The organism is Plantibacter sp. VKM Ac-2880, assembly GCF_015351235.1.
GTDB lineage: Bacteria > Actinomycetota > Actinomycetes > Actinomycetales > Microbacteriaceae > Plantibacter.
The window spans coordinates 730,284-755,624 of record NZ_JADKSJ010000002.1 but is presented as its reverse complement, the minus strand read 5'-3'; the positions used below and the strand labels follow the sequence as shown (position 1 = coordinate 755,624).

At 67.9% G+C, this 25,341-nt stretch carries 19 protein-coding genes, 1 tRNA gene and 1 other RNA gene; 7 read left to right on the top strand and 14 right to left on the bottom strand.

Annotation, left to right across the window (positions count from 1 at the left end):
- Complete coding sequence (locus tag ITJ57_RS19640) at positions 1 to 123, top strand: hypothetical protein (RefSeq protein WP_255515367.1); 123 nt, start codon at positions 1 to 3, stop codon at positions 121 to 123.
- 57 nt (positions 124 to 180) lie between these two features.
- Here the strand turns inward: ITJ57_RS19640 and ITJ57_RS15580 are convergent, their stop codons facing one another.
- From ITJ57_RS15580 to ITJ57_RS15550, 7 genes are all read right to left on the bottom strand, one after another.
- The gene (locus ITJ57_RS15580; protein ID WP_194670960.1) at positions 181 to 624 is read right to left on the bottom strand and encodes a MarR family winged helix-turn-helix transcriptional regulator; all 444 of its coding nucleotides are present in this window, start codon (positions 622 to 624) and stop codon (positions 181 to 183) included.
- 262 nt (positions 625 to 886) lie between these two features.
- Positions 887 to 974 (bottom strand) — tRNA-Ser (locus tag ITJ57_RS15575).
- 97 nt (positions 975 to 1,071) lie between these two features.
- Entirely contained in the window at positions 1,072 to 3,549 is a 2,478-nt protein-coding gene (locus tag ITJ57_RS15570) for a DUF3488 and transglutaminase-like domain-containing protein (RefSeq protein ID WP_194670959.1), read from the bottom strand.
- The gene (locus ITJ57_RS15565) at positions 3,536 to 4,906 is read right to left on the bottom strand and encodes a DUF58 domain-containing protein (protein ID WP_194670958.1); all 1,371 of its coding nucleotides are present in this window, start codon (positions 4,904 to 4,906) and stop codon (positions 3,536 to 3,538) included. Before ITJ57_RS15565 ends, ITJ57_RS15570 begins: the two co-directional genes overlap by 14 nt.
- 58 nt (positions 4,907 to 4,964) lie before the next feature.
- A complete protein-coding gene (locus tag ITJ57_RS15560; RefSeq protein WP_194670957.1) occupies positions 4,965 to 6,008 on the bottom strand; it encodes a MoxR family ATPase in 1,044 nt (347 codons plus the stop codon).
- Positions 6,005 to 6,577 carry a hypothetical protein gene (locus ITJ57_RS15555; protein WP_194670956.1) on the bottom strand — a complete coding sequence of 191 codons (573 nt, stop codon included), beginning with the start codon at positions 6,575 to 6,577 and terminating at the stop codon, positions 6,005 to 6,007. Before ITJ57_RS15555 ends, ITJ57_RS15560 begins: the two co-directional genes overlap by 4 nt.
- A gap of 264 nt (positions 6,578 to 6,841) precedes the next feature.
- A complete protein-coding gene (locus ITJ57_RS15550) occupies positions 6,842 to 7,492 on the bottom strand; it encodes an SDR family oxidoreductase (RefSeq protein ID WP_194670955.1) in 651 nt (216 codons plus the stop codon).
- 154 nt (positions 7,493 to 7,646) lie between these two features.
- On the opposite strand from ITJ57_RS15550, the gene ffs reads away from it, so the two are divergent.
- From ffs to ITJ57_RS15525, 5 genes are all read left to right on the top strand, one after another.
- Positions 7,647 to 7,743: signal recognition particle sRNA small type (gene ffs, locus ITJ57_RS15545), an RNA gene on the top strand.
- A gap of 180 nt (positions 7,744 to 7,923) precedes the next feature.
- Positions 7,924 to 10,092 carry a phosphate acetyltransferase gene (gene pta, locus ITJ57_RS15540; RefSeq protein WP_194670954.1) on the top strand — a complete coding sequence of 723 codons (2,169 nt, stop codon included), beginning with the start codon at positions 7,924 to 7,926 and terminating at the stop codon, positions 10,090 to 10,092.
- A gap of 12 nt (positions 10,093 to 10,104) precedes the next feature.
- Positions 10,105 to 11,367, top strand: coding sequence for an acetate/propionate family kinase (locus ITJ57_RS15535; RefSeq protein WP_194670953.1), 1,263 nt, complete (start codon positions 10,105 to 10,107; stop codon positions 11,365 to 11,367).
- 173 nt (positions 11,368 to 11,540) lie between these two features.
- Positions 11,541 to 12,632: a hypothetical protein gene (locus ITJ57_RS15530; RefSeq protein WP_194670952.1), complete on the top strand. Its 1,092-nt coding sequence runs from the start codon at positions 11,541 to 11,543 to the stop codon at positions 12,630 to 12,632.
- A 400-nt stretch (positions 12,633 to 13,032) separates the two neighbouring features.
- A complete protein-coding gene (locus ITJ57_RS15525) occupies positions 13,033 to 14,127 on the top strand; it encodes a hypothetical protein (RefSeq protein WP_194670951.1) in 1,095 nt (364 codons plus the stop codon).
- 639 nt (positions 14,128 to 14,766) lie between these two features.
- On the opposite strand, the gene ITJ57_RS15520 is transcribed toward ITJ57_RS15525, so the two are convergent.
- Entirely contained in the window at positions 14,767 to 16,377 is a 1,611-nt protein-coding gene (locus tag ITJ57_RS15520; protein WP_194670950.1) for an HNH endonuclease signature motif containing protein, read from the bottom strand.
- 164 nt (positions 16,378 to 16,541) lie between these two features.
- Here ITJ57_RS15520 and ITJ57_RS15515 point away from each other — a divergent pair, with 164 nt between their 5' ends.
- A complete protein-coding gene (locus tag ITJ57_RS15515) occupies positions 16,542 to 16,898 on the top strand; it encodes a hypothetical protein (RefSeq protein ID WP_194670949.1) in 357 nt (118 codons plus the stop codon).
- Positions 16,899 to 16,922: 24 nt separating this feature from the next.
- Here ITJ57_RS15515 and ITJ57_RS15510 read toward each other — a convergent pair whose 3' ends face one another.
- The 6 genes from ITJ57_RS15510 to ITJ57_RS15485 all read right to left on the bottom strand — a co-directional run bounded on the left by ITJ57_RS15510 (position 16,923) and on the right by ITJ57_RS15485 (position 25,341).
- Positions 16,923 to 18,686 (bottom strand): alkaline phosphatase family protein, encoded by a 1,764-nt coding sequence (locus tag ITJ57_RS15510; protein ID WP_194670948.1) that lies wholly within the window; start codon positions 18,684 to 18,686, stop codon positions 16,923 to 16,925.
- 144 nt (positions 18,687 to 18,830) lie between these two features.
- Entirely contained in the window at positions 18,831 to 19,901 is a 1,071-nt protein-coding gene (locus ITJ57_RS15505) for an acyltransferase family protein (protein ID WP_370582503.1), read from the bottom strand.
- A 584-nt stretch (positions 19,902 to 20,485) separates the two neighbouring features.
- Positions 20,486 to 21,679: an acyltransferase gene (locus tag ITJ57_RS15500; protein WP_194670947.1), complete on the bottom strand. Its 1,194-nt coding sequence runs from the start codon at positions 21,677 to 21,679 to the stop codon at positions 20,486 to 20,488.
- A 73-nt stretch (positions 21,680 to 21,752) separates the two neighbouring features.
- Positions 21,753 to 22,724 carry a hypothetical protein gene (locus ITJ57_RS15495; protein ID WP_194670946.1) on the bottom strand — a complete coding sequence of 324 codons (972 nt, stop codon included), beginning with the start codon at positions 22,722 to 22,724 and terminating at the stop codon, positions 21,753 to 21,755.
- A gap of 287 nt (positions 22,725 to 23,011) precedes the next feature.
- Positions 23,012 to 24,274: a hypothetical protein gene (locus ITJ57_RS15490; protein ID WP_194670945.1), complete on the bottom strand. Its 1,263-nt coding sequence runs from the start codon at positions 24,272 to 24,274 to the stop codon at positions 23,012 to 23,014.
- The gene (locus ITJ57_RS15485; RefSeq protein WP_194670944.1) at positions 24,271 to 25,341 is read right to left on the bottom strand and encodes a glycosyltransferase; all 1,071 of its coding nucleotides are present in this window, start codon (positions 25,339 to 25,341) and stop codon (positions 24,271 to 24,273) included. The genes ITJ57_RS15490 and ITJ57_RS15485 overlap by 4 nt, the downstream gene beginning before the upstream one ends.

The window sequence follows — 25,341 nt, the reverse complement described above, 5'->3', positions numbered from 1 at the left end:
GTGAGGAGAGGAACGGTCGCGGGCTGGGCGGACGAACTCAGCGGGCGTCCGGGCGCGACGGACAGCGCCGTCGTGGCGATGGCGAGCGTGGTGGCGGTCGCGATCGCCGTCGGCGGTGGGTGAGGCGCGTGGCGAGTGGTCTCGCCGGGCGGTCTGGGAGCTCGGTCGCCCGAGCGGTGATCAGCGGGTCGGCTGCGGCAGGTTCGCCGTGAGCTTCGTGAGCAGAGCGTGGAGCGTGTCGCGTTCGCTCTGGTCCAGCGGGGTGAGGATGGTGTCGTCGGCGTCGGCCATCGCGGTTTCGAACCCGTCGATGAGGTCGGCGCCGAGCTGGGTGGCGAAGACGCGCTTGGTGCGCGCGTTCCCGTCCTCCGCACGGCGTTCGACGAGGTCCCGGCGCTCGAGCCCCTGCAGGAGGCTCGAGACGCTGGCGGCGCTCGTCCGGCTCACCTCGGCGATGTCGCGTTGGATCGAGCCTGGATGTTGGACGAGGTAGCCCAGGACGAAGGCTTGTTCATGACTGAGTTCACGGGCGCGGATCCAGTCCTCGCCGGCCTTGCGTTGTGCCCACCCGATCCAACGGACCATCTGCAGGGTGCTGGTGAAGGCGGGTGTCTCGTCGTTCATGGTTAGAACACTAACGCTTTGATCTCTAACCGTCAACCCGCGAATGGTCTGTTCTTGCCAGCGCGGTGCGCTGACGCGAAAGGCGACAGTTCGGCCTGGGCGCGGGTTGGAGCCGCGGGCGCGCCCCTCCGGAGACCCGCGCTCACGCGCATGACTCGCGCTCACGTCAGCGCACCGCGCTGGGAGAGGGGGTGGATCCGGAGCCACAAACCCCCGAAACACAGAACGCCCCACGCGAAGAGCGTGGGGCGTTCTGATCAACTGGCGGAGAATGGGGGATTCGAACCCCCGAGGGCGTTAACCCAACACGCTTTCCAAGCGTGCGCCATAGGCCACTAGGCGAATTCTCCTCGGCTGTTTGTGAAAAACGGCCAGATAGCAGCATACCTGGTTCGCGGACTCCCGCGCGCCACCTGCCGGAACCACGCACCGGTCGCGACCGGCAGATCAGCTCGCGGCAGGGGGCCGCCAGTCGACGCGTTGGTCCCGATGCGACACGAGCGACCGCGGGAACACCACCGACAGGATCCGTTCGATCGGCGGGCTCACGGCACGCAGGGCAGCCTTCGCCTCGCCGAGCGCGGCCTCGACGGAGTCGGCGCTCGCCGGAGGTTCGCCGCCGGACGCCGGGTCGGTGTCGGCCCGCGCATAACTCTCCCGTTCGACGGCGGTGACGAGCCGTTCGATCGCGGGCGAGTCGATCTGGAACTGGCCGCGCAGTCTCGCCGCGAAGCCGCGCGGCGACTCCGACGCCGTCACCGGGAACCCGAGGTCTCTGGCGCTGTCGACGAACTCCGCCCACGCCCAGCCGGACGAGGTCCCTGCGGCGTGCGCCCGTCGGCGTCCGGCCGTCCGCCGAAGGCCACGCGCGATCGACGGGGTGGCGAGGAGCACGAGGACGCCGAGCAGGATCGCGAGCGGCACGAGCGCGGCGGGCAGTCCGCCGCCGGTCTGGGTGGCCGTCGGCCCACCGAGGGCTCCAGCAGTCGGCGTCGGCGTCGATGCCGCGGTCGGAGCCGGACGGCTGTCGGGACTCACCGATCCACTTCCCGGTGTCGCAGCGCTCGTGTCGGTGAACTGCGTCACGACGCCACGGCTCGCGGTCGGTTCGAACGGCACCCAGCCGACGCCCTCGAAGTACAGCTCCGGCCACGCGTGCAGCTGGTCGGAGGTCACGATGTAGGTGCCGCGGTTCGATGGCGTGTTGTCGATGGTCGTGCCGGGCAGATAGCCGATCGCGATGCGCGCAGGGATGCCGAGGACGCGCGACATCACGGCCATCGCAGAGGAGAAGTGGATGCAGTACCCGGCCTTGCGCTCGAGGAACGTCGCGATGACCTCCGCGCCGCTGCCGTCGAAGCCCTCCTCGACGGGCGCCGATTCGGAGTACTCGAACGAGCTACGGAAGTACCGTTGCAGGGCGATCGCCCGGTCGTAGTCGGTGGAGGCGGTCGCCGTGACCTCCGCCGCCGTGTCACGGATGATCTGCGGGAGCTCGTCGGGCAGCTCGAGGTAGGGGGCGGCGGACGCCGGGTCGGCGACGGGTGGCACGTCGCGCATCTGCTGCGCCGTCGGCAGGATCGCGGTGCTCGTCGCGGTGTACGTCTGGCCACGGGTGGACCCGCGCTCCGCCATCGCCGTCAGCCCGGCGGCTTCGAACCGCCAGTCACCGCGCAGCCCGTCGACCTTCTGCGTCGGATACGGCAGGGGCAGCCACGGGCTCGACAGGGAGTCCACCGTGACGGTGGTCTCGAAGGTCTCCACGGGGATCACCTCGCTGAGCCCGGCCGGCGCCGGGAAGGCGTCGAGCGAGTTGCCGTCGCTGTAGCCGGAGTTGTCTGGACCCCAGACGTTGCCCGTGAAGTCGCTGAGGTCGGTGACCTTGAGGTAGGGCGCGTCGTCGGCGGTGGTCGTGTATTCGAGCGCGGTCGTATTCGCCGGGCGCCGCAGGCTCTGGCCGAGGGAGATGAGCGGGTTGATGCCGTTGGCGAAGGGGCCGTTGCCGCGGGCGCCGGCGGTCACGTCGCGGACGGCGAGGTCGGGGAGCGCGGCCGGGGTCAGGAGGGCGACGACGACGGCGACCGCGCCGACGAGGACCGCGGGGCCGACACTGCCGAAGCGCCCGGCAAGCGCCGTCGATCCCGTCCGCCGGGTGGTTCCGGTCGCACGGGCCGAGGCGGCCTCTCGCAACCGTTCCCGGCGTCGCACGTCCTCGCGGAGCAGCCAGAGGAAGGCGAGCGCGACGGCGGCGAACACCCAGGGGTCGAGCGGGAACGACACGGCGACCGTCGGGCCGGCGTAGACCGCGAAGACGAGGACGCCCGCGAGGACCGGCGCATGTCGGCCGAGGACGAGCCAGGCGACCGCGAGAGCGACCAGGCCACCGCCGGCGGCCATCACGAAGACGACACCGGCGTCCGTGTCGAGCGGGGCGGACCCGTCGTGGAAGGTCTGGAACCCGGCGTCACGGAGGCGTTCGAACGTGGCGAGGGTGGTCGGTGTCGGTACGATGCCGAGGATGGCGGTCCCGCTGGCGAAGCCGATGGTGATGGTGAGCAGCCAGGTGATCGCGGAACCGATCCACACGAACACCGCCGGCAGCCTGGTGCGTCGGAGCAGCACGGCGCTGGCGAGGACGATCGCGATGACGACGTTCGCCACGACCCACCAGTCGAGCGTGTCGAGCACGCGGCCGAACCCGAGGCCGCCGGTCACGAGGAGGGCGAACGCGGCGAGGGCGAGTCGGAGGTCTCCGGTGGTCGCGTTGGCACGTGGATCTTCCGGTCGACCGCCGCCGACGCCGGACCACGATCCGCCTCTGGGCCCGGGTCCGGTCGGGCGAGCCCGACCGCGCGAGGCGGAGCCGACCGCCCGTCGTCTGGCGCTGGCGGTCTCGGCCGCGCGACGTCCCTCAGTGACGGACATCCGCACCCCCACGACGACTGTTCCGACCCGTCGACCGGGACGACCCGGCGGTGGTCGCCGGGCCGCTGCTGTCGAGCCACAGCGCCGCGAACGACGCCCCGCGTTCGCCGACGTGGCACCGCCACCCGGCGAGTTCCAGGAGCTCGACGGTCCGGCGTCGCGCGCCGGCCGGGAGCAGCGCGATGGGCAGCGGGGAGAGACGCGCGACCGCCGTCAGCTCGCCGAGGTCGCCCTCCTCCACATCGCCGAGGATCGCGATGACGGGCTGCGAGCGACGTGCCGCGATGACGGGGGAGAGGTCGAGGAACCGGGTCGGCTCGTGCGACGGACGCAGGAGCGCGAGGTCGAGCAGCGCGGCGTCGAGGTCGTCGTCCTCGAGGTGCTGCCCGCCGCGCTCGAGCGCGTCGCCCATGCCGCCGACGGGACTGGAGCGCAGGCCGTTCGCCGCCGAGCCGGCTCCGACCTCGCGGGCGAGGGCCTCGCTCCCGGCGCCGACGAGGTTCACCCGGTACTCGGCGTCGACGAGGTGGGCGGTGATCGACGCGGCGAGGGAGACGGCCTGCTCGAACGCCGGCAGGTGGGACGGGTCGTCGTCGGGCCAGGCCCAGTGGGCGGCCGCGGTGTCGAGGAGCACGGTCGCCTCGGGGTCGTTGCGTTGCTCCTCCTGCCGGACCATGAGCTCACCGTGGTGCGCGCTCGCTCGCCAGTGCAGGCGTCGGATCGCGTCGCCGGGGAGGTAGGGGCGGGCGATGACGTCGTCCTCTCCGGCACCGGCGCGGAGGGAGGACGGGCGGGTGGAACCGTCGCGGCTGGCGGTCAGCGCGGGGATCTCCGGGAGGACCACGACCTCCGGCAGGACGACCACCGCGTGGGTGCCACCGACGCTCCGTCGGCGGACGACCAGCCCGAACGGGTCGCTGACCGCCAGGCCGAGCGGACCGAGCTCGTGCTGGCCGCGGCGCAGCGCCGTCACCGTGTAGTCGGCGGTCCGCTTGCGGGAGCCGATGCCGGCGACGCCGGTGCTCGGGAGTGTCCCGCTCGCGTCGCCGTCGAGCCCGGACGGGATGCGGTCCTTCCACTCCGTGTGCACGTGCGGCAGGGCGCTCGTCTCCGCGATGGAGACCTCGACCGAGATCCGACCGCCGACGGCCACGAGGTCCGGCCTCGTGGTGCGGTCGACCCGGAGCGAGGGGCGTTCCAGGTAGACGGCGCCGAAGCTGGCGGCCACAAGGGCGACGAGCAGTCCCGCGGCGGCGAGCAGCTCGGGCGACCCTATCCCGCGGGCGAAGACGAGGCACACGCCGGCCGCGATGAGCACGCCGACGGCGCGTCTCGTCAGCGGGATCCGGCGCTTCATGGGCCCGGAACCGCCTGACGCGTCCCAAGGGCCGGACGTTCGCCGTGCGGACGCACGATCAGGACCTCGCCTCGGCTCGGCCGGAGTGCGGTACCGGGGTCCGTTCGAGGAGTTCGACGAGCACCTCGGCGACCGCCTGCACGCCCGAGCGGTCGTGGGCGCTCACCGCACGGCGCGTCGGGATGAGGCGATGCGCGAGCACCGGCGCGAGCAGCTGGTCGATGTCGTCGGGGAGGACGAATTCGCGGCCGTCGAGCGCCGCCAGGACCTTCGCGGCGCGGATGAGTTGCAGCGTGGCACGGGGGCTCGCGCCGAGGCGGAGCTCCGGGTGCACCCGCGTCGCCTGCACGAGCGACACGCAGTACTGCTCCACGATGGGCGACACGAACACGCCTCGCGCCCAGGCGATGAGCCTCTCGACGTCGCCGCGCGAGGCGACCGGACCGATTGTGTCCAGTGGATTCACCGTGTCGCGTTGGCGCAGCATCGCGAGTTCGGCGTCGGGGTCGGGGTAACCCATGGAGATGCGCGCCATGAACCGGTCCCGCTGGGCTTCCGGCAGCGCGTAGGTGCCCTCCATCTCGAGCGGGTTCTGCGTAGCGACGACGGTGAACGGTGACGGCAGCGCGTGGGTCTCGCCGTCGACGGTGACCTGGCCCTCCTCCATCGATTCGAGGAGCGCCGACTGCGTCTTCGGGGAGGAGCGGTTGATCTCGTCCGCGATGACGATGTTCGCGAACACGGCGCCCGGCTTGAACTCGAACTCGCGGTCCACCTGGTTGAAGATCGAGACGCCGGTGACGTCGGAGGGGAGCAGGTCGGGCGTGAACTGGATGCGGCGGACGGAGCTGCCGACGGAGGCCGCGAGGGCCTTCGCGAGGACCGTCTTGCCGACGCCGGGGACGTCCTCGATGAGCAGGTGCCCTTCGGCGAGCATCACGATGAGCGCCATGCGGGCGGCGAACGGCTTGCCGTCGATGACACGTTCGACGTTGTCGAGGATCCGTTCGGCGAGGAGTTGGAACTCCACGGCGGTCAACGCGGGGTTCAGTTCGGCGACAGAGTCCCTCGTCGCGCGGCCCAGGCTGCTCTGCTCGGTCATGGTCGGCTCCTGCGGTCGTGGTCGTGCAAACGCCTGAACAGCAGCGCGACGATGGTGGCGAGCCCGACGGTCACGAGACACGGACCGATCGCCAGGATGGTCTGGAAGACGAGGAACGCCATCGGCGGGCCGTCGCCGGTGCCGTTCCAACCGCGGTAGCCGTTGCTCGTGGCGAACCAGATGGCGAGGCCACCGCCGACCGCGAGGACGAGACCGACCGCCCACAGTGCGCGTTCCAGTTGCGCGGCTCGGGCCGATGCGGCGCCGCGGGCCTCCTCGTCCTCGTCGGCCCAGCGGGCGAGGTCCTCGGCGGACGGGCCGGCTTCCGGCGCGGCGCCGGTCGGTGTTCCCTGGCGGAAGGGTTCGACGCGGGCGCGCGGGCCGTCGTCGAAGCGGTCGTCGGTGGGCGGACGGACCGGGCGCCCGTCGGTCGGCGGCTGGATGAGCTGCGGTGCCACCTCATCGAGGGAGGCGAGGCGGCTCCGACGGCCTGAGGAGTCGACGGCGTTCGGGCGGGAGCGCTGGTCGGTGTGTCCGCGCTGGAACGCGGGGTCGTAGCGTTGGTCCATCGTCGGCCTCCGTCGCGCTGCGTGCATCGTCCGGGCCGGAACCCGTCTGCCCGATCCTAAGACTGATAACGAACAGGTAACACCCCTAGGCGATGCCGCACAGGAGCTTCATATGTGCTCGGGGTCGATCGCACACGGTCGAGGCTGCAGCGGTGCCCAGCCTTCGACGGGCTCAGGGACCGGGACGCGGACCGGTCGCGCCGGAAACCACGACAGGCCCGGGAACGGGGATCCGTTCACCGAGCCTGTCGAGGTGCAGATGTGTTACAGAGCCGAGAGCGCCTCGCGGATCGGGGTCTCGCCGCCGATGACCTCGAACTGGGTGCGGGAGGCCGCACCGGACTCGATGAGCGCGAACAGCACGGCGGCGACGTCGGCGCGCGGGATCGAGCCGCGGTCGGTGGTCGTCGCGGCGGTGATCGTGCCGGCGGGGGCGTCGTCGGTCAGGCCGCCCGGACGGACGATGGTCCAGTCCAGGTCGCGGCCGCGCAGGTCGGCGTCCGCCTCGGACTTCGCCCGCAAGTACACCTGGAAGACGTCGTCCGACTCGGGGTCGAAGTCGTCGGTGCCCATCGCGGACACCATGATGTAGCGCGGGACTTTGGCGAGTTCGGCGGCCTCGGCGAGGAGGACGGCTCCGTCGCGGTCGAGGGAGAGCTTGCGGTCGGCGCCGCTGTTCGGGCCGGCCCCGGCGGCGAACACGACGACGTCGGTTCCGGCGAGCTCGTCGGCGAGTTCGGCCGACGAGGAGTGCTCGAGGTCGAGGACGATGGCGCGGGAGCCGATGCCCTGGAGCTCGCCCACCTGCTCGGGGTTGCGGATGATGCCCGCGGGGGTGTGGCCTGCTTCGGCGAGCAGACGCTGCAGGTGCAGCGCGATCTGTCCGTGTCCTCCGGCGATGACGACGTCGGTCATGTGAGTCCTCTCGTTCGATGCGGTGTCGATCCTCGCGCCGCCCGTTCGTGGGAGCGGCGGTCGATCGAGGGTCTGCGGCCGGTGGCCCCAGATCCGCCAGTCAACGCCTCCGACGGAGCGTACGCAACCCGGTCGCGGCTCGGGTACACTGGGTGACGGCTCCCCGCGTGGCGCCATCCAGGCCAACTCCCCCAGGGCGGAAACGCAGCAAGGGTAACCGGGCTCTGGCGGGTGCGCGGGGAGTCTTTTCGTGCGTCCGGCAGCCTCACGCCGGTGCAACCCGGCCCTCCGTGCGACCCGACCCCGTGCGACCCGACCCCGTGCGACCCGGCCCTCCGTGCAACCCGCCCCCGTGCTACCCGGCCCCCGTGCAACCCGACATTGTGCGGTTACCCAGCCCCCACGGACCCCGTCCCCGTAGGCTGGAACGCGTGGCGCGAAGCATCTACATCATCTCTGCCGAAGGACACTCCGGGAAGTCGACGGTGGCCCTCGGGGTCCTCGACACCCTGAGTCATCAGATCGAGCGGATCGGGGTGTTCCGGCCCATCGCGCGCTCGACGACGAAACCCGACTACGTGCTGCAGCTGTTGCTCGAGCACGACGGCGTCGACCTCTCCTACGAGGACTGCATCGGCGTCAGCTACGACGACGTGCACGCCGACCCCGAGGCGGCGCTCTCGCGGATCGTCCAGCGCTACAAGCACGTCGAGGCGCAGTGCGACGCCGTCGTCATCCTCGGCTCGGACTACACCGACGTCGGCAGCCCGACGGAGCTCGGCTACAACGCCCGGATCGCCACGAACCTCGGTGCGCCCGTCCTCCTCGTGCTCGGCGGACGCGCCGGCCAGGGTTCGGGGGAGCAGCTCGGTCAGTCGCTCGCGCGCACGCCCGACGACATGCGCAACATCGCAGAACTCGCACTCGGCGAGCTGGCCGACGCCCACGCCCAGCTGCTGGCCGTCGTCGCGAATCGCGCCGACCCCGACAAGCTGCTCGAGATCACGGCGGCGATCAGCGACGCGATCCACCCCAACGGTTCCTCGGGTGCGTCCGTCGTCGCCCCGGCCGGGCACGCGGCCGGCGCCGCGATGGTGCCCGTCTGGGCCATCCCGGAGGACACCTTCCTCATCGCACCGACGATGGACAGCATCCTCGAGGCCGTCGACGGCACCCTCGTGAAGGGCAGCGCCGAACTCCTCACCCGTGAGGCGCTCGGCGTCGTCGTGGCCGGCATGTCGATGGTCAACGTGCTGCCGCGGCTGACGGAGGGCGCGGTCATCGTGATCCCCGCCGACCGCACCGAGGTCCTGCTGGCCGCGCTCATGGCGAACGCCTCCGACACCTTCCCGTCGATCGCCGGCATCGTCCTGAACGGCGGGTTCCCCCTTCCGGCGGCCGTCGAGGAGCTCATCTCGGGTCTCGGTGAGATCCCGCCGATCGTCAGCACCGACCTCGGCACGTACGACACCGCGGTCCGCGTCATGAACACCCGCGGACGCCTCGCCGCCGACTCGCAGCGCAAGTACGACACCGCGCTGGCCCTGTTCGAGCAGAACGTCGACGCTCCGCTGCTGCTCGAGCTGCTCAACGTCGCGCGTGCCGACGTCGTCACCCCGCTCATGTTCGAGTACGGCCTGCTCGAGCGGGCCCGGTCGAACCGCAAGCACATCGTCCTGCCGGAGGGCGACGACGACCGCATCCTGCGCGCCGCCGGCACCCTGCTCGCCCGCGAGGTCGCCGACCTCACCATCCTCGGCGAGGAGATCGAGGTCCGGTCGCGGGCGATCGAGCTCGGCATCGACCTCAGTAAGGCGACGATCGTCAGCCCGTTCGACGCGGTCCTGCGGTTCAAGTTCGCGCAGGAGTACGCACGCTTGCGGGCGCACAAGGGCGTCACGATCGACATGGCGAACGATGCCGTCACCGACGTCTCCTACTTCGGCACGATGATGGTGCACCTCGGCCTCGCCGACGGCATGGTCTCCGGTGCCGCGCACACGACGGCGCACACCATCCGCCCGTCGTTCGAGATCATCAAGACGAAGCCCGGCGTCTCCGTCGTGTCGAGCGTGTTCCTCATGGCGCTCGCCGACCGCGTGCTCGTCTACGGCGACTGCGCGGTCAACCCCGACCCGACGGACGCCCAGCTTGCCGACATCGCGATCTCCTCGGCCGAGACGGCCGAGCAGTTCGGGATCGAGCAGCGGATCGCGATGCTGTCGTACTCCACGGGCGACTCCGGTGCCGGTGCCGACGTCGAGAAGGTCCGTTCGGCCACACGGCAGGTGCGGGAGCGTCGCCCCGACCTCCTCGTGGAGGGGCCGATCCAGTACGACGCTGCCGCCGACGCCGCGGTCGCCGCGACGAAGATGCCCGACTCGCAGGTCGCCGGCCGCGCGACGGTGTTCATCTTCCCCGACCTCAACACCGGCAACAACACGTACAAGGCGGTGCAGCGTTCGGCCGGTGCCGTCGCCATCGGGCCGGTGCTGCAGGGGTTGAACAAGCCGATCAACGACCTGTCGCGCGGCGCGCTCGTGCAGGACATCGTCAACACGGTCGCCATCACCGCCATCCAGGCGCAAGAGCAGGAATAGGTCCACACGCACATGCCCACCGTCCTCGTCGTGAACTCCGGTTCCTCGTCGTTCAAGTACCAGCTCATCGATGTCGAGACGGAGCGGACGCTCGCTAGCGGGCTCGTCGAACGGATCGGCGATGCGACGGGCGCGGCCGAGCACCGCGCGATGACCTACGAGGACACGAACTCGGGCGAGGCCGACGAGACCGAGGACGACGCGACCGACACTGACGCGACGCCCATCGAGGAACGATGGATCATCGAGCGGGCGATCCCCGACCACACGGCCGGGTTCCGCGTCATGCTCGACGCCTTCGCCGAGCACGGTCCTTCGCTCGAGGAGCACGCACCGATCGCGGTCGGGCATCGCGTCGTGCACGGCGGCAAGCGCTTCTTCGAGCCGACGGTCGTCACGGATCTCGTGAAGATCAACATCGAGGACATCTCGGAACTCGCCCCGCTGCACAACCCCGCGAACCTGCAGGGCATCACCGCCGCACAGGCCGCGTTCCCTGACGTCCCGCACGTGGCCGTGTTCGACACGGCGTTCCACCAGACGATCCCGGCCGCGGCGTACACGTACGCGATCGACGCCGAGCTCGCGGCGAAGCACCGGGTCCGTCGGTACGGGTTCCACGGCACCTCGCACAAGTTCGTGTCGGAGGCGGCAGCCGCTTACCTCGATCGCCCGCTGGGTGAGTTGAAGCAGATCGTCTTCCACCTCGGCAACGGCGCGTCGGTGTGCGCGGTCGACGGCGGCCGTTCCGTCGACACGTCGATGGGCATGACCCCGCTCGAAGGCCTCGTGATGGGCACGCGCTCGGGCGACATCGACCCGGCGGTGCTGTTCCACCTGCATCGGAAGGCAGGGCTCGGGTTCGACGAGCTCGACACGCTGCTCAACCGTCGCAGCGGCTTGCTCGGCCTGTCGGGCACGGGCGACATGCGCGACGTCTCGGATGCGGCGTCGAACTGTGACGAGGCGGCGCAGCTCGCGCTCGACGTGACCGTCCACCGGCTGCGGCACTACCTGGGCGCGTACCTCGCGGTGCTCGGTGGGCTCGACGTCGTCGTGTTCACGGCCGGCGTGGGCGAGAACGCGCCGCAGATCCGTGCCGGTGCGGTGCAGGGGCTCGAGGGGCTCGGCATCGTCCTCGACGAAGAGCGCAACGCGGAGCGTGTGCGTGGCATCCGGGTCATCTCGACGGACGACTCGCCGGTCACGGTGCTCGTCGTCCCGACGAACGAGGAGCTCGAGATCGCCCGCCAGACGGTCGCCGCCCTGGCCTAGCTGTCGGCACCGGTCACTGACCCTGCCGACGCGCTACCCGCGCATGTCCCCCGAGCGGAGGACACAGGAATCAGTGGTTCCCCCTATTAACTTTCCCTGAGAATTCCCTTAGTCTCGGAAAACCAACAGGTACGTCGCGCCTGTCGGACCCCTAGACGAAAGTACTCACCTCAGTGAAATTGAAGACGTCATCACGCCGCGCTGCGGCTCTCGCCACCGGCCTCGCCGTTGTCGCCGGATCCACCCTCCTCATCGCCGGCCCTGCTTCCGCAGCTGAGATCCAGGTCACCGCAGACCAGATCGCGCCCGACGAGACGAACTACACCGGCTGGCACGAGGGCGTTGCCGCTCCCGGTGCTCCGGCCGTCCTGAGCGACGCCGGCCTCACCATGACCGGTGACTCGCAGATCATCTACGGGTTCAACGAAGACGCCGGCGTGCCGATCCAGGCTGGCGGCTTCACGACCGTCGCCGGCGGCCTCACGTACACCTCGGTCGAGGACGACCTCTACGCGCAGATCCCGGTCTTCGCCGACGGCACGGACGCGACGTTCACCACCCTGCGTCCTGCGCTTCCCGGTGTCGAGAACCTCGGTGGTGACTGGGTTGTGAGCCAGGCCGTTCCTGGCCTCGACGTCGACACGAACTACACGGTCGCCGAGGTCGACGCTGCGCTCGGAGACTTCAACCTCCTCGCGTTCGGTGTCTTCGCCAACGCAGGCACGGTCGACACGCTGCAGACCATCACGTTCGGTGCTGACACGTACAACTTCGCCGCTCCTGTTGTCGCACCGGTCTTCAACCCGCTGGTTGTCGTCGACCCCGACACGATCTACTTCTCCGACGTCCGCCCCGGCGGCGCCGGCTTCAGCGTGACCGTCACGGGCTTCAACCCGGGCGACACCCTGTCGTTCGCCGTGACCGACCCGAACGGTGAGATCTTCGGCTCCGTCGACGGTGCCAACACGGTCATCGCCGATGAGACCGGTGGCTTCGCCGCTGCGGGCCTCACCCTGCAGGGCGAGGGCATCCAGGTCGGTACCTACACGTTCACCGTGACCGACAGTGCCGGCATCGCTCGCGCTGACTCGATCGCGGTCATCGCTGACCCGGTCGCTGCTGGTGCTCCGGTTGTTCCGACGCTGGCTGACACCGGTTCGGACTCCGGCGTCCTCGTCGGTGGCGCTGCTGCGCTGCTGCTCCTGGGTGCTGCCGGCATGCTGGTAGCTGCTGCTCGCCGTAAGGGCGCGCAGGTCACGGCCTAGTCACCGCCTCGTTCCGCTTCTTCGAAGCCCCGTCCTCGACTCCGGTCGACGGCGGGGCTTCGTGCTGCACCCGGCCACCCCGGTCCCTGAGCTCGACGAAGGGCGTCGCGACCACCCTCGGTCCCTGAGCTTGTCGAAGGGCGTCGTAACCACCTCGGTCCCTGAGCCTGTCGAAGGGCGCGCGACCACCTTGGTCCCTGAGCCTGTCGAAGGGCGTCGCAACCACCTCGGTCCCTGAGTCTGTCGAAAGGTTGCAAAACCAGGTTCCCGCGCACTCCACGCCACCCTGCGCAAAAATCAGTGGTTCCCCTAATTCAGTTTCTCTGTGAGTTCCCTTAGTCTCAGAGAACCAACAGGTGCATCGCGCCTATCGGACCCCTAAACGAAGGTTCTCCTCTCAGTGAAAATCACGACGTCACGCCGCATCGCGGCTCTCGCCACCGGCTTCGCAGTTGTCGCCGGATCCACCCTCCTCGTCGCGGGCTCTGCCTCTGCGTTCGACTACCAGGTGACCCCGGACGAGCTCCAGGGCAGCATCGACCCCGCTACCGCCACCGGCTGGTACGAGGCCCTGCCGGCCGACCAGGTTGGCGCGCCTGCCCAGATCACCGACGCCGGCCTCGTGCTCACCGGCGACTCGCAGATCATGTACGCGTACGACGCTCCGGAGCCCGCCACGATCTCGTTCCAGACGCTCTTGACGTCCGCGGACTTCGTCTCGTCGCTCAAGGCTGCGTACTTCCAGGTTCAGGTCCGTGTCATTCCCGGTGACGTGGACTCGACCACGACCGTGAGCGCTTCGCTCGCGGGCCCGGCGAACATCCCCGGACCGCCGTGGCAGGCGAGCACGGATGACCTGCCGGGCATCCCCGCGAACACGCCCGTTTCGATCGAAGAGATCAGCGCCGCGATCGGCAACGACTACGAGATCCTCGGGTTCGGTGTGAAGGCCACTGCTGGCAGCGACGACGTCGTCCAGTCGATCACCTACCTCAACGACACGTACTCCTTCGTGGCTCCCGTCGCTGCAGTCCCGAGCGTCCAGGTCACCCCGGACACGATCTTCTTCTCCGACGTGCGTCCCGGTGGCGCCGGCTTCGGTGTCACGGCTGCTGGCTTCACGCCTGGCGACACCCTGTCGATCGCGGTGACGGACCCGAACGGTGAGATCTTCGGTTCGGCTGACGGTGCCAACACGGTCATCGCCGACGAGAACGGTGGCTTCGTCGCTGAGGGTCTGACCCTCGAGGGTGAAGGCATCCAGGTCGGTACGTACACCTTCTCGGTGACGGACACCGCTGGTCGGGTCGCTGCTGACTCGATCGCGGTCATCGCTGACCCGGTCGCTGCTGGTGCTCCGGTTGTTCCGACGCTCGCTGACACCGGTTCGGATTCGGGTGTCCTGGTCGGTGGCGCTGCTGCGCTGCTGCTCCTCGGTGCTGCCGGCATGCTGTTCGCTGCCGCTCGCCGCAAGGGCGGGCAGGTCACGGCCTAGTCACGGCCTAGTTACTCCCTGCGAAGCCCCGTCCTCGACTCCGGTCGACGGCGGGGCTTCGTGCTGTACCCGACCCCTGAGCTTGTCGAAGAGCCCGGTGACCACCCTCGGTCCCTGAGCTTGTCGAAGGGCGTCGCGACCATCTCCGGTCCCTGAGCTTGTCGAAGGGCTTGCGACCACTCTCGGTTCCTGAGCTTGTCGAAGGGCGTCGCGACCATCTCCGGTCCCTGAGCTTGTCGAAGGGCGTCGCGACCATCTCCGGTCCCTGAGCTTGTCGAAGGGCTTGCGACCACTCTCGGTTCCTGAGCTTGTCGAAGGGCGTCGCGACCATCTCCGGTCCCTGAGCCTGCCGAAGGGCCCGACGTCCGTGTGAGCCGTATCACGCGAGGTGTGGCGGGCGGAGTGCAGCTCCGTTGCTGCCTTCCGCCCTGCCGCATCGACCGCGATCGGGGTGGATCGGGTGATGCAACCGGCCGTTCGCGCATTCGGGTGACGAAAACGACCGGAATAGATGCTTCGGAGCGCTCTCCCGAGTGGATTGGTCGTCGGGTTCTCATCGTCGTTCCCCCAGACATCTCACCGCGCGCAGTACGTACGGTCACGTGCACGTGCACGTGCACGTGCACGTGCACGAGCGCTCTACGCGACCCGCAGTCGCGGCTTACCGCCCCGCCGCGGGATGCGGTGGGGATCGACGTGGTCAGGCGGGATGAACCAGGGCACGTGGTCGCGCACGGTGACCTCCCATCCGTCGTTGTGGATGCGATGGTGATGGAACCCGCAGAGGAGGATGCCGTTGCTGAGGTCGGTCGGGCCGCCGCGTGACCACCACTGCAGGTGATGTGCTTCCGTGTACGACGGTGGATGGGTGCAGCCGGTCCAGGCGCAGCCACCGTCGCGTTCGGCCAGTGCGACCTTCTGTGCCTTGCTGAACAGCCGCGTGCCGACGCCGAGGTCGAGGACCTGGGACGGCCCGCCGAGCACCATGGGGATGATGCGGCCGTCCGCAGCCATGCGGCGGGCGGTTCCGGCGGTGATGGGCTCGGAGACCCCGTCGATGTAGGCCTTGCCGTCGGACCACGGACTGTCGTCGACGAGGTCTTCGTCGTCCATGCGGATGATGAGGGAGACCGGCGCGAGTTCGGTGACGGCGGTCTCGCAGCCCGCTGCGTGGCGGAACACCTCCACGAGGGCTTCGACGCGTCGTTCGTCCATGGTGCGGGTGTCGGGCATCTCTGCGGCCGGAACGTAGGCATCGTCGAACGGGTCCGCCGACGGCTGCACTGCGCTCGGGTCTTCCGTGCCCGCCTCGATCGCGCTCTGGTCGGCGAACCGGACCTGCCGGAGCTGCTTGCCGACGACGGCGTCCATGGTCGCACGGACCCACCCGGCAGCCTCGGGAGCGAGGAACGCGCGAAGCTCGGTCATGCCGTCCGGCAACTCCCGCAGGGTGCAGCGCTGCTGCCGGCGGAGGGCGATCTCGCGGGGCACGGGGCCGTCCTGGTCGAGGCTGGTGCGGACGAGCCTCGCGAGGCTGTTGACCTCGGCGAGCGGTGCACCGTCGCAGTGTTCGATGCCTGCGCTCACGGCCATGTGCACCCGGTCGGCGTCGACCCCTGAGCTGACAAGCCGCAGTTCGCGGAGGAGTGCGCCTGCGCCGTCCACGCTGAGTGCGGAGCGGACGAGACGCGGGTGGTCCGTCGGGTCGATGCCGTCGTGGTCGACCGTGCACGTCGGGGTGTCGAACGGCGACAACTGCTCGCAGGCGTTGGCGCCAGCGACGGCGGGCCGGGGTTCGATGGCTGCGGCGATTTCCGGGCGGTCGCATTCGATCACGTCGCCGGTGAGGGCGCGCTTCGAGGTGATGGCCTGGGCGACCGCGGTGATCGTGGCGGCGCGTCCGCGAGGGATGCGCCAACGCTCGGAGAGCATGACCGCGGGCGAAGCGTATCCGTGGCTACGGGCCAGTGGGTCGTGTCCGACGATGCCGCCGCGGGAGCGCTCGGCGACCGATCCCATCACCCGCGTTGCCAGCACCTCCACCAGGTGCTGCATCGCACCGAGTTGGTCGAGCACGCGGACCACGCCGGCGTCGTTCATGCCCGCGAGTTGTTCGACGGCGTCGTCGCCCGGGCGGATGGGGTCGAGTGCCCCGGACCAAGTGCGGAGGAGGTCCGACATCGTCTCGCTCAGCGCGCCCATGGGGTCGGCCGAGACCGGGCCGAGGGGAACGCGTGGGCTGCTGGACATGGGTACATCCAAACATGAGCCACTGACATTCGACTTCCGGCCGAATATGGCGCTGACCTGGGCCTTTTAGACAACAAGTGTCGTCTCCGTGCAGGGCTGCCAGGCCGACGGGACGCATCCACCGACGTCGAGGGGAGCACGGGTCGCTCGCCTACACTCGATGGGTGCGCCCATTGACCGCTCGCGAGCGAGACGTCCTCCTCGCCCTGCTCACTCGCGGCACGGCGTTCGGATCAGACGAGTCCATCGCCGTGTCAGACCGGGAGCGGTGGGCGGAGCAGGCCGCCGCGGCCATGGTGCACGGCACCTGCGGGTGCGGCAGTTGCCCCTCGATCGATCTGGCTCCGAGCGCCGAGGCCGACAGTGCGAGCCCGGGCCGTCGGACGGTGCTTGAGGCGAGTACCGCGGACGCGTTCCTCCTGGTGTTCATCGATGACGACCGCCCGACCTACCTGGAGCTCGCCCCGTTCGGCGACGACCCGATCACCGAGTTCCCGTTGGTCGCCGACGTCGTCTTCTGAGAAGCCTCGGCAGGATCGCCGGCTTCAGCCGCGCGTGCCGAACAACCCGTCTCCGTGCTTCATGAGGACTGCGTATGCGTCGGCATAGTTGTCGGGGAGTGGAGCGCCGGGCTCGTACTTCGCGAGGAGGATGCCGATGAGGCCGAGCGCCGGAGGTGTCAGCGGACGCTTGCGGTCCTTGTCGCGATCGGCGCGCGCGTTCGCCTCGGGGTTCGGCGGGACGTAGGCGGGGGTCACCGTCGGCCACAGAACTGCCTGCCGCGGCGTCGTGAGGTTCACCGCGTTGAACATGCTCGTGGCGGTCCGGTCGCGTTCGGTCAGGGGGTCGAGGCCGTGCAGCTCGGCGAGCGTCTTCATGAGGGAGCCGTGGTGCATCTCGTCGTTGATGACGCTGCCGGCCTTCGTGTACGCCGAGACGACGATGGTGGGCACGCGGAGACCCAATCGGTCGAAGGTGAACCCCATCTCGCCGGCCTCGGGCTCACCGGACGGCGGCGTCGCCTTGGGCGGGGCGACGTGGTCGTAGATGCCGCCGTGTTCGTCGAAGGTGACGAGCAAAACGGTGTTCATCGCGTTCGAACCTGTTGTGGACGCACCCTGCTTGACCGCCGTGTAGACCTCGCCCAGCAGTTGCTCGCCGGCGCGCATGTCCGAGTAGGCGGAGTCGAGCTCCGGATCGACGTCGTCCCGACCAGGGTTGTCGGGTCGTACCACCGGCGGGTGCATGTCGTTGTGGTCGAACACCATGCGTGGCTCGACGAACGCATAGTCGGGTAGATCGCCGTTCGCCGCGTCCTCGTGGAACTGCTCCATGCTGCGGAAGTTGCTCTTCCAGTACTGCTCGATCGATGGGGCGCTCAGCAGACCGGTGAGCGAGACGACCTGCTGCGCGTCGTAGTAGACCCGCCACGTCTTGCCGGCCTCCTCGAGCCGGTTGAACACGGTCGGGACGGCGGGGGCGCTCAACCACTTGCCGATGCCGTCGCCCTCGATGTTCGTGACGTAGCCGTGGGACGTGCTCGCGTGGAAGAAGGAGCGGTTGCAGAACGTCTGCGACGGGACCGCCGCATACCAGTGGTCGTACACGCCGAAGTTCTTGGCGAGAGTGGAGAGCACCGGCAACATCTCGGGGGAGAAACCGCCCATCACGACCGCGTACTCCTCGGGCGTGGGTTTCCGGCCGCGGGCGAGCGTGGAGTTGACGATGTAGTCCTTCACGAAGCCGTCATTGGTGGGCGACGAGGTGTCGGCCGGGAGGTTCCACGGTGGCTGCAGCGGGTTGCGGAGGTCGCCGTTGCTCTCGGGATCGATCGTGCCGAACAGCTGGGTGTTCACGTGCGGGTAGAACTCGCCCGGGTCCGGGTCGGGCTGCGCCATGATCCTGTCCGTAGGCCCGCTGTAGACGTGGGCCGGGACCGCTTCGCCCGACTCGCCGGGATTGCTGTAGTCGCCTTGCGCGAGGCCGTCGAAGGTCTGCCCGGCCGGCTCGCCGCCCGCGGGGTAGAGCCAGCCGAGCATGTGGTCGAAGGAGCGGTTCTCGAACATGACGACCACGACGTGGTCGAACCCCGGTTCGCTGCGCTTCGGCAGCGGCGTGAAGCCGTAGTCCTCCTGCGGGTTGGCGGCTGTCGCGGCTGCGATGCCCCCGGCGACGGCACCGCCCGCCGCGAGGCCGGCGACGCCGAAGCCCGCCGCGCGGAAGAAGTCGCGGCGGGAGGCGGGGCGCTTGCGGTGGGGAGCGGGGGTTGGCTCGTGTTCAGAGTCCGGAGGTGGTTCCTCGTCGTGCATCACCTGAGCCCCAGATCTGCGGCTCACTCATCTGAGGGCCGCTACTCGTTTTGACTAGCGTACGGGCGCCTCGGATTCGTGAGAGCGTGGCCTGGGACGTTTTCCGCCCGAACAAGAGATCGTGCCTCTTGATGCGGGCGGTCGCTATGTTGCGACAAGGGTAGCGCGCGGCTTCAGTCGTTGATGGAAGCGTCGCTGAAGCGGCTGCTCGACGAGTACCCATGAGAGCGTCGCGGCGATGTACGTTCCCAGCATACAAAGCACAAAGATCAGCGTCGTGTTGCTCACGGCGGCTCGAAGAAGCTCGACGACCGGGTAGTGCCAGAGGTACATACCGTACGAAATCTGTCCCGTGTACTCGAGTGGGCGCCAGGACAGTACTCGAACAACTCGACCGCTCTGATGGGTTACAAGATACCCGATAACCGATACGGTTGCGAGGGCCACGAACGGCAGTCCGAGCGTATAGTACAGGCGCGCACCATCTGGGGAGTCTGCGCTGGGGAAATCCGGCACGATGACACAAATGACGAGCAGGAACAGCGCCGCAGGACCTGCCAGGACCTTCGACACTCTCCTAATCACCGGGGCTCCCCCGGCATGGAGACCGACCGCGAGTAGAACCCCGGCCAGCAGCATGTCGACGCGGAAGTCGGTGCCAAACGTTCGGTACAAATTCGTGCCGTCGAAGATGACGAAGCGGTTGATCGTTGCACCGGTCGCAATAACTGCGGCCGCGGTTCCGATTACCCGTAGGGAGTGCTTAAAACGGAAGCACAGCAGGACGACGATGGGCCATACAAAATAGAACTGCTCTTCTACTGACAGGGACCATAGCGGGCCAAACCAGCCGAGAAACGCCGAGTTGGTCGCTACGACCATCCAGTTCGCGAAGTAGAACAGCACTGACGGTGTGGCTATCACCGATTGATTCAGGTAATCATTGGAAGTGAAAGGCGCGATCACAATCGCGAATCCGTTGATGCAAACGAGAAGGAGAATCAACGCTGGCATGAGGCGAACTAGCCGGCGAAGCCAGAACAGGCCGAGAGCGATCCGACCGTTCTTCTTCTGCTCCTGGATCAGGAGATAGGTGATCAGGAACCCACTGATGCCGAAGAATACTTCAACGCCCACGCCGCCGCCATGGAACCAGGGGACGTGGGCATGAGCGGCAATTACGGCGACTACTGCGAACGCGCGGAGTCCGTCTATGCCATGAAAGCGGCCCGTGATATTTGTGATATTCCCCCTGAGTACGCGCTCAGTGTAGCGTGTAAATGGACCGCGTAGCGATATTCTCGCAAAGGCTTCAAACCGGTCACCATCTTGCTCGAGTAGTAAAGCGCGCGTAGTGCGGAGGTCGTTTGAGGAAGAGGTAGAACGTCTGCACCACGAAACCGACGACCTGCGCCTATTGTGAAGACTCGGCCCTAATCGCGTCGGTGGTTGCTAACCCGGCGGTTGCCGGGGAACCTTCGCCCCGGGGGATGCATCTGACCCGATCCTGAGCTACGGGCGGCGGCCCGAAACCGTGTGACGCGCAGATCGCGAACGAAGCCGACACCGGCAATGGCGCCGAGAGCGGGGTTGCCGGGGTCGCGGGAATTCTCGGCGAGAGGTGGCGACTTCGGGCGCATGAGTGAGTCGGACGGTGACGCATGGTCGGGAGCTGGGCCGCTGCTCTCATCCTTTGTCACCAGCCGTACTTCTCGGGGTCGCTTCGGCAGCGAGGCCTGTCAGCTCCAAAGCACAGTACTAGACCTACGAGCGCGCTGAAGGAGAGGCGTCCTGGCGGTTTAGCCGCCCGTGATTGGGGGCCGTGGATGCCGCTGGCGAACACGCGCGGAGATTCGTCGAGAGAGTACCATGCTCGGCGCCTCGATGAACCGGTAGAACAATTCTGTAAGCACGAACGCCACAGGGATACTGATCGCGAGTGTGAGGATCGGAGATGCTCGCTCTCCGAGGAGGCGACCCAATGCCACGACCATGGGCTCGTGCACGAGATACAGGCTAAATGAACGGTGCCCGAGCCAGAGCAGCGGCTTCGTGCTGAGCACTCGTCCAAATGGGACCACAGCTGCAACAAGCGCAACCAGGCCGAGCGCTCCGAACACCTGAAGAACGCGAGACGCCGGCGCCACAGCGTCTTGGAGGTCACTCCCAAAGGGGAAGGCGTAGATCAACCAATAGGAGGACAACAGAAGCGCGGTCAGTGCGCACGCGCCGGCGATCGCCACCGGGTGCATCCTCGTGCGGTCGATGGACCGCTTGACGATCTCCCACTCGAAGGCAAGGAGACAGCCAAGGGCGAAGATCGGAAGCTGGAATAGCGGGCCGAGCGAGTAGGGGCGTGCCGATGGTCCGAGGTACGCCCCTACGACCAGGAGCGCGATGAGGATGGCGACTTTCAGCCAGAGCCACCTACGCAGTTTCATCGCGAACAGGACGTACAGAGGCAGGAGAAGCGAGAACAGCACTTCCCACCTCAGCGACCAGAGGGCGCTGTTGGTCGCACCGGGGGCCTCGACGAGGAGGATTAGATCGCGCAGTACTCCACCGGGCGCCGGAGTCACATGCCCTTGGACCCAGTCACTCCCTCGGTTCGACGCAGGTACGACGGCCCAGACGAACGAGAGGGCAACCGCAGCCCACACCGGGAGATACAGGCGCACCATTCGAGCGGGGTAGTACGCCTTCCAGTTCGTATGTCCCTTTCGAGCAGGCAACGCGAGTACGAATCCGCTCAGGGCAAAGAAGATGAAGACTGCGACAGTGCCGTCCCACAGGAGGTGGAGCGGCGTGTAGGTGAGCCACCACATGAGCCCGTCGTTTCCCCCGGCGCGTGGATCTCGGTACGGTTCGATGAACGGCTGAGACAACAGCAGCGAGTGGTGCACCAGCACGACGAATGCTGCAATCCCACGTAGCCCGTCGAGTCCTGATATTCGAGCAGAGGGTCTGAAAGCAATGGTGTTCGTAGCAGTCACTGTTCTCTCCATGAAGCCGGGTGGCAGTTAGTGATGCAGGTCCTCGGGTGGCTACAGTCGGGCGGCCGCGGATTCACCGACTGTCACGCAGGGTCGTCGCGTCGCGCGGCGGTCGCTTCATGAGGAAGAGACAGAACGCCTGCACGGCGATGCCCACGACTTCCGCACCAAGCCCGCCGAGCTGTGCGCCTGGTGCACCGAGCGGGCCCGTGAGCGCGAACGTGGTCGCCACACCAGCAACAGCCGCGAGGACGTTTGCCAGGGCGATCCAGTTGGCGCGACCCTCAGCCACGAGCGACAATCCGAACCCTCGTGAAGCGCAGATCGCGAACAGGATCGCGCCACCAAGCACGGCGACCTGCCAGACGATGTCGATCGTCCCCGAGAAGACGAGGTTTGCGACGAACGGGACGAGGACCGCGAACCCGACGCCAGATATGGCGCCGAGAGCGGCGTTCATCAGGAGCGACTGGCGACTTCGTTTGACGCGTCCATCCTCGGGAGCGCTGCCGACCCAACTCTGCAATCGGCTGGGCACGCCGCCAAGGATGGCGAGCGCCATGCGCATGAGTCGGTCGACGGCAGCGAAGACCGCCACGGCGGAAGGATTCACCAATCCCACGATCGCGATCGGCAGCGAGGTGTAGACCACGCTGACAGCGCGGCCGCCGGTCAACGGGAGTTGCTGCTTGATGATGGCCCCGCCGCTGGTGAATGCCGAGAGCTGGGGGAGGAGGCGCTGGCCGAAGCGAAGCGAGACTGCGACCTGCGTGAAGATGACCGCGACGAGGGTGCCAATACCGTAAACCAGGAGCGGTGCGCCGGCGAGGAGGAGGCCGGCGACCGCCGCCATGATGAGCAGCCGCGGGATGCCTTCGAACGCCAGAATGGCGAGCGGACGGTTTGCCCCGACAAGGAACCAACCCGGGCTGAGGCAGGTTGCCACCGAAGCAGCGGCCAGGACAGCGGCGGCGGGTTTGTAGTCGGTCGCGATGACGGCCGCTGCCACAGCCGCGATCGGCGCTCCGATCAGGGTCGCGAGCAACTTCGTCGCCAACGCCGATTGGTACAGCGATGCGCGCTCAGCCGTCTGCGCTCTCGCAACACGCTGTGGCCCGAGGACGCTCCATCCGAGCTCGCAGATGGTCGCGCCCGCAAGTCCGAGCGACTGCGCGACTGCGACCGCGGCGAAACCAGTGCTCCCGTATTGGGCAGTCAACGCCGGATAGACCAGCAGCGGAGTAGCCGCTCCGAGGCCCGGGATGAGCAGGTACAGGAGGAGGTTCGAGGCTTGGCGCAGTCTTCTCATCAGATGTTAGGCACGCATCCTGGTCAGGCGACGAACGCGCTGGCGTGCTTCACGACGTCGGTCAGCGGCGCGCCGAGTTTCGTGATGAACGAGGAATCGAATCCAGCGGGTTCGCTCGATCGGGCCATCTCAATGGCATCGTTCAACCGCTGGCCGAGGAGAGTGGGGTCAGGCTCGGCGGTGAGCAGTCGTGGGTGCAGAGCGGCTCGGGTGCCGGCCAGCTCGTTCGTCACAGTGATGCCACCGGAGACGACTGAGTCGAGGGGTGGATGAGAGGGGTGTGGGCTGTGCTGCAGTGAGAACATCACGTCCGTGCTCGAGAGCAGTTCGAAGTAGCCCTGCCAGGACAACTTCCCGCGCGACGCAAGCGTGGTGGTGTCCGACAGTGCGACGGTAGCGTGCGACTCTCCGACGGACGAATACGCGACTCCGCTTCCCACCTTCGATGTGGCGGAGAGCTTCAAGGCGGAGATTCCGATGGCGAAGAGGTTGCGGGGTTTGTTCGGCCGCCCGTAGAACATCACCGAAGGCTTAGTGGACTTCCGCCGATTCACAGCCGAATCCTCGAGGCGTCCAAGATCGAGACTCGGTGCGAACACCAGTGCTGGATCGACATCGAGATGCTCTGCATCCCGGAGGTATGCAGCGAGCGGTTCGGAGTTCACCACCAGGCGGAAACCGGCGTGGTAGGTGGCTCGAGCAAGGGCGAATTCCGTCGACCAGGGATAGAAACCGGGCTCATAGTCCTGAGCGAGATAGATGACGCGGTCCGGACTGATCACCGTGAGTCGAGATGCGACATCGAGTGGGTGGACGGTGGTCCAATGCGTGCCGATCCACAGTTCGTCCGCGCTGACGGACAGACCGGTGAGCGCCGCGACGTGGAGGACCTCGACCTCGGCCCAACGTGACAGACCGAACTCGTCCCTCAGGAACGCTCGTATGATGGCGGACGCCTGCGGGTTGGGCTCATCCCACAGCGCGAAGATGCGGAGTGGTAGCTCAAGCGAGTTCGCCACACCCACGCTGACCTCCAACGCTGTGCGTATTCCGGCGAAGATGGCTTCGGCCTTGATCTCGGGCACGATCAGCGAAACACGGGGCCGGACCTGGTCGCTCGGTCGGATCGATGCGACCGCGAGGCTCATCGGGTTGAGGCCTACGAAGGCGTTGGCCCCCGGCACCCGAGCGGATGCTTCGATGAAGCCCCGCTCGACCCGGTCCCGCTTCGCCTTGCGTCTGGCTCGCATCGCAAGAGTCCGCACCTGGTTGAGAGCAGCGTTCATTTGATACCCGTCTCCTGCGAGAACCGACGAACAGCGCCCTCGCATATCGCCCGAAATGCGGCTTGATGTGCTTCGACCGTGAACAACGCGAGGGCTCGTTCCCTTGCCTGCTCTCCCAACGATGTCCGGGTGTCCGGAGACGACACCTCCCCGATCGCCGAAGCGAGCGCCGAGACAGACGACGGTTCCACCGTCAGACCGCCGGACCCCACCGCCCAGGTCATGGGTTCGATGTCGCTCACAATGACCGCGCGACCGGCGAGCATGGCGTCCATCAACTTCGCCGGGAGCTGGCCATGGGCGTATCCGTCGTCTTTGCTCGGGATCACCACGATGTCCGCGTTCTCGACCAGGGCCAGGCCCTCATCGAAGGATGTCATGCCGACCCACTGCTCCCAGGGTCGGGCATCCTCAGGCGCTTCGTCAGTGAGCTTGAGCGTGACTTCAAGATCCTGACGGTTCGCGACCGCATCCCGCAGGATGTCGACGCCCTTGTGCTTCCGATTCGTGCCGACGAATGCGATGGAGGGCTTGGAGCTGGTGTGCGGTGCTCCGAAGCCACGGTCGTCGCGGACGTGGGGAACGATTGGCCCGCCGTAGATGGCTTGGAGGACCGGATTGCTCACGATGGTGTCCGCCTGCAGGGCGAGCCGTTTCAGCTCTTTGTTCTTGCGAACGGCGCCGAACTTCAGGATGCCCTTCGCGAAGCGCCGCAGCGGTCGCCGCCAGGACAGCGCGGCTTCGAGATCCGGGTCGTCGACATCGAGGAGGAGTGGTCGCTCTGCAGCACTGGCTAGCCGTTTCGCACGACCGAAGGAAGTCTCGACCGGCTTGACTGCGAGGACCAGGTCGGCAGCCTCGACAGCCGCAAAGAGTTCCGGATCGCCCTCGTCGACGGTGCGGCAATTCGCGGCGAAGTCTCCGCCGCGGAGCGGCCCCCAGATATCTCCACCGCGTGGGGCGAACACCTGGGTCTCCCAGCCATTGGCCCGCATCAGCAGCCACAGGCAGTAGGTGCGACCGAGCGAGTTCGACGTGATGTCGGGGGTGAAGATCGCGATTCTCAT

Bases quoted from the DNA above. Each gene is read 5' to 3' on its own strand.
- ITJ57_RS15580 (WP_194670960.1), bottom strand. From the start codon at position 624: ATGAACGACGAGACACCCGCCTTCACCAGCACCCTGCAGATGGTCCGT.
- ITJ57_RS15570 (WP_194670959.1), bottom strand. From the start codon at position 3,549: ATGTCCGTCACTGAGGGACGTCGCGCGGCCGAGACCGCCAGCGCCAGA.
- ITJ57_RS15565 (WP_194670958.1), bottom strand. From the start codon at position 4,906: ATGAAGCGCCGGATCCCGCTGACGAGACGCGCCGTCGGCGTGCTCATC.
- ITJ57_RS15560 (WP_194670957.1), bottom strand. From the start codon at position 6,008: ATGACCGAGCAGAGCAGCCTGGGCCGCGCGACGAGGGACTCTGTCGCC.
- ITJ57_RS15555 (WP_194670956.1), bottom strand. From the start codon at position 6,577: ATGGACCAACGCTACGACCCCGCGTTCCAGCGCGGACACACCGACCAG.
- ITJ57_RS15550 (WP_194670955.1), bottom strand. From the start codon at position 7,492: ATGACCGACGTCGTCATCGCCGGAGGACACGGACAGATCGCGCTGCAC.
- ITJ57_RS15535 (WP_194670953.1), top strand. From the start codon at position 10,105: ATGCCCACCGTCCTCGTCGTGAACTCCGGTTCCTCGTCGTTCAAGTAC.
- ITJ57_RS15520 (WP_194670950.1), bottom strand. From the start codon at position 16,377: ATGTCCAGCAGCCCACGCGTTCCCCTCGGCCCGGTCTCGGCCGACCCC.
- ITJ57_RS15510 (WP_194670948.1), bottom strand. From the start codon at position 18,686: ATGCACGACGAGGAACCACCTCCGGACTCTGAACACGAGCCAACCCCC.
- ITJ57_RS15490 (WP_194670945.1), bottom strand. From the start codon at position 24,274: ATGAACGCTGCTCTCAACCAGGTGCGGACTCTTGCGATGCGAGCCAGA.
- ITJ57_RS15485 (WP_194670944.1), bottom strand. From the start codon at position 25,341: ATGAGAATCGCGATCTTCACCCCCGACATCACGTCGAACTCGCTCGGT.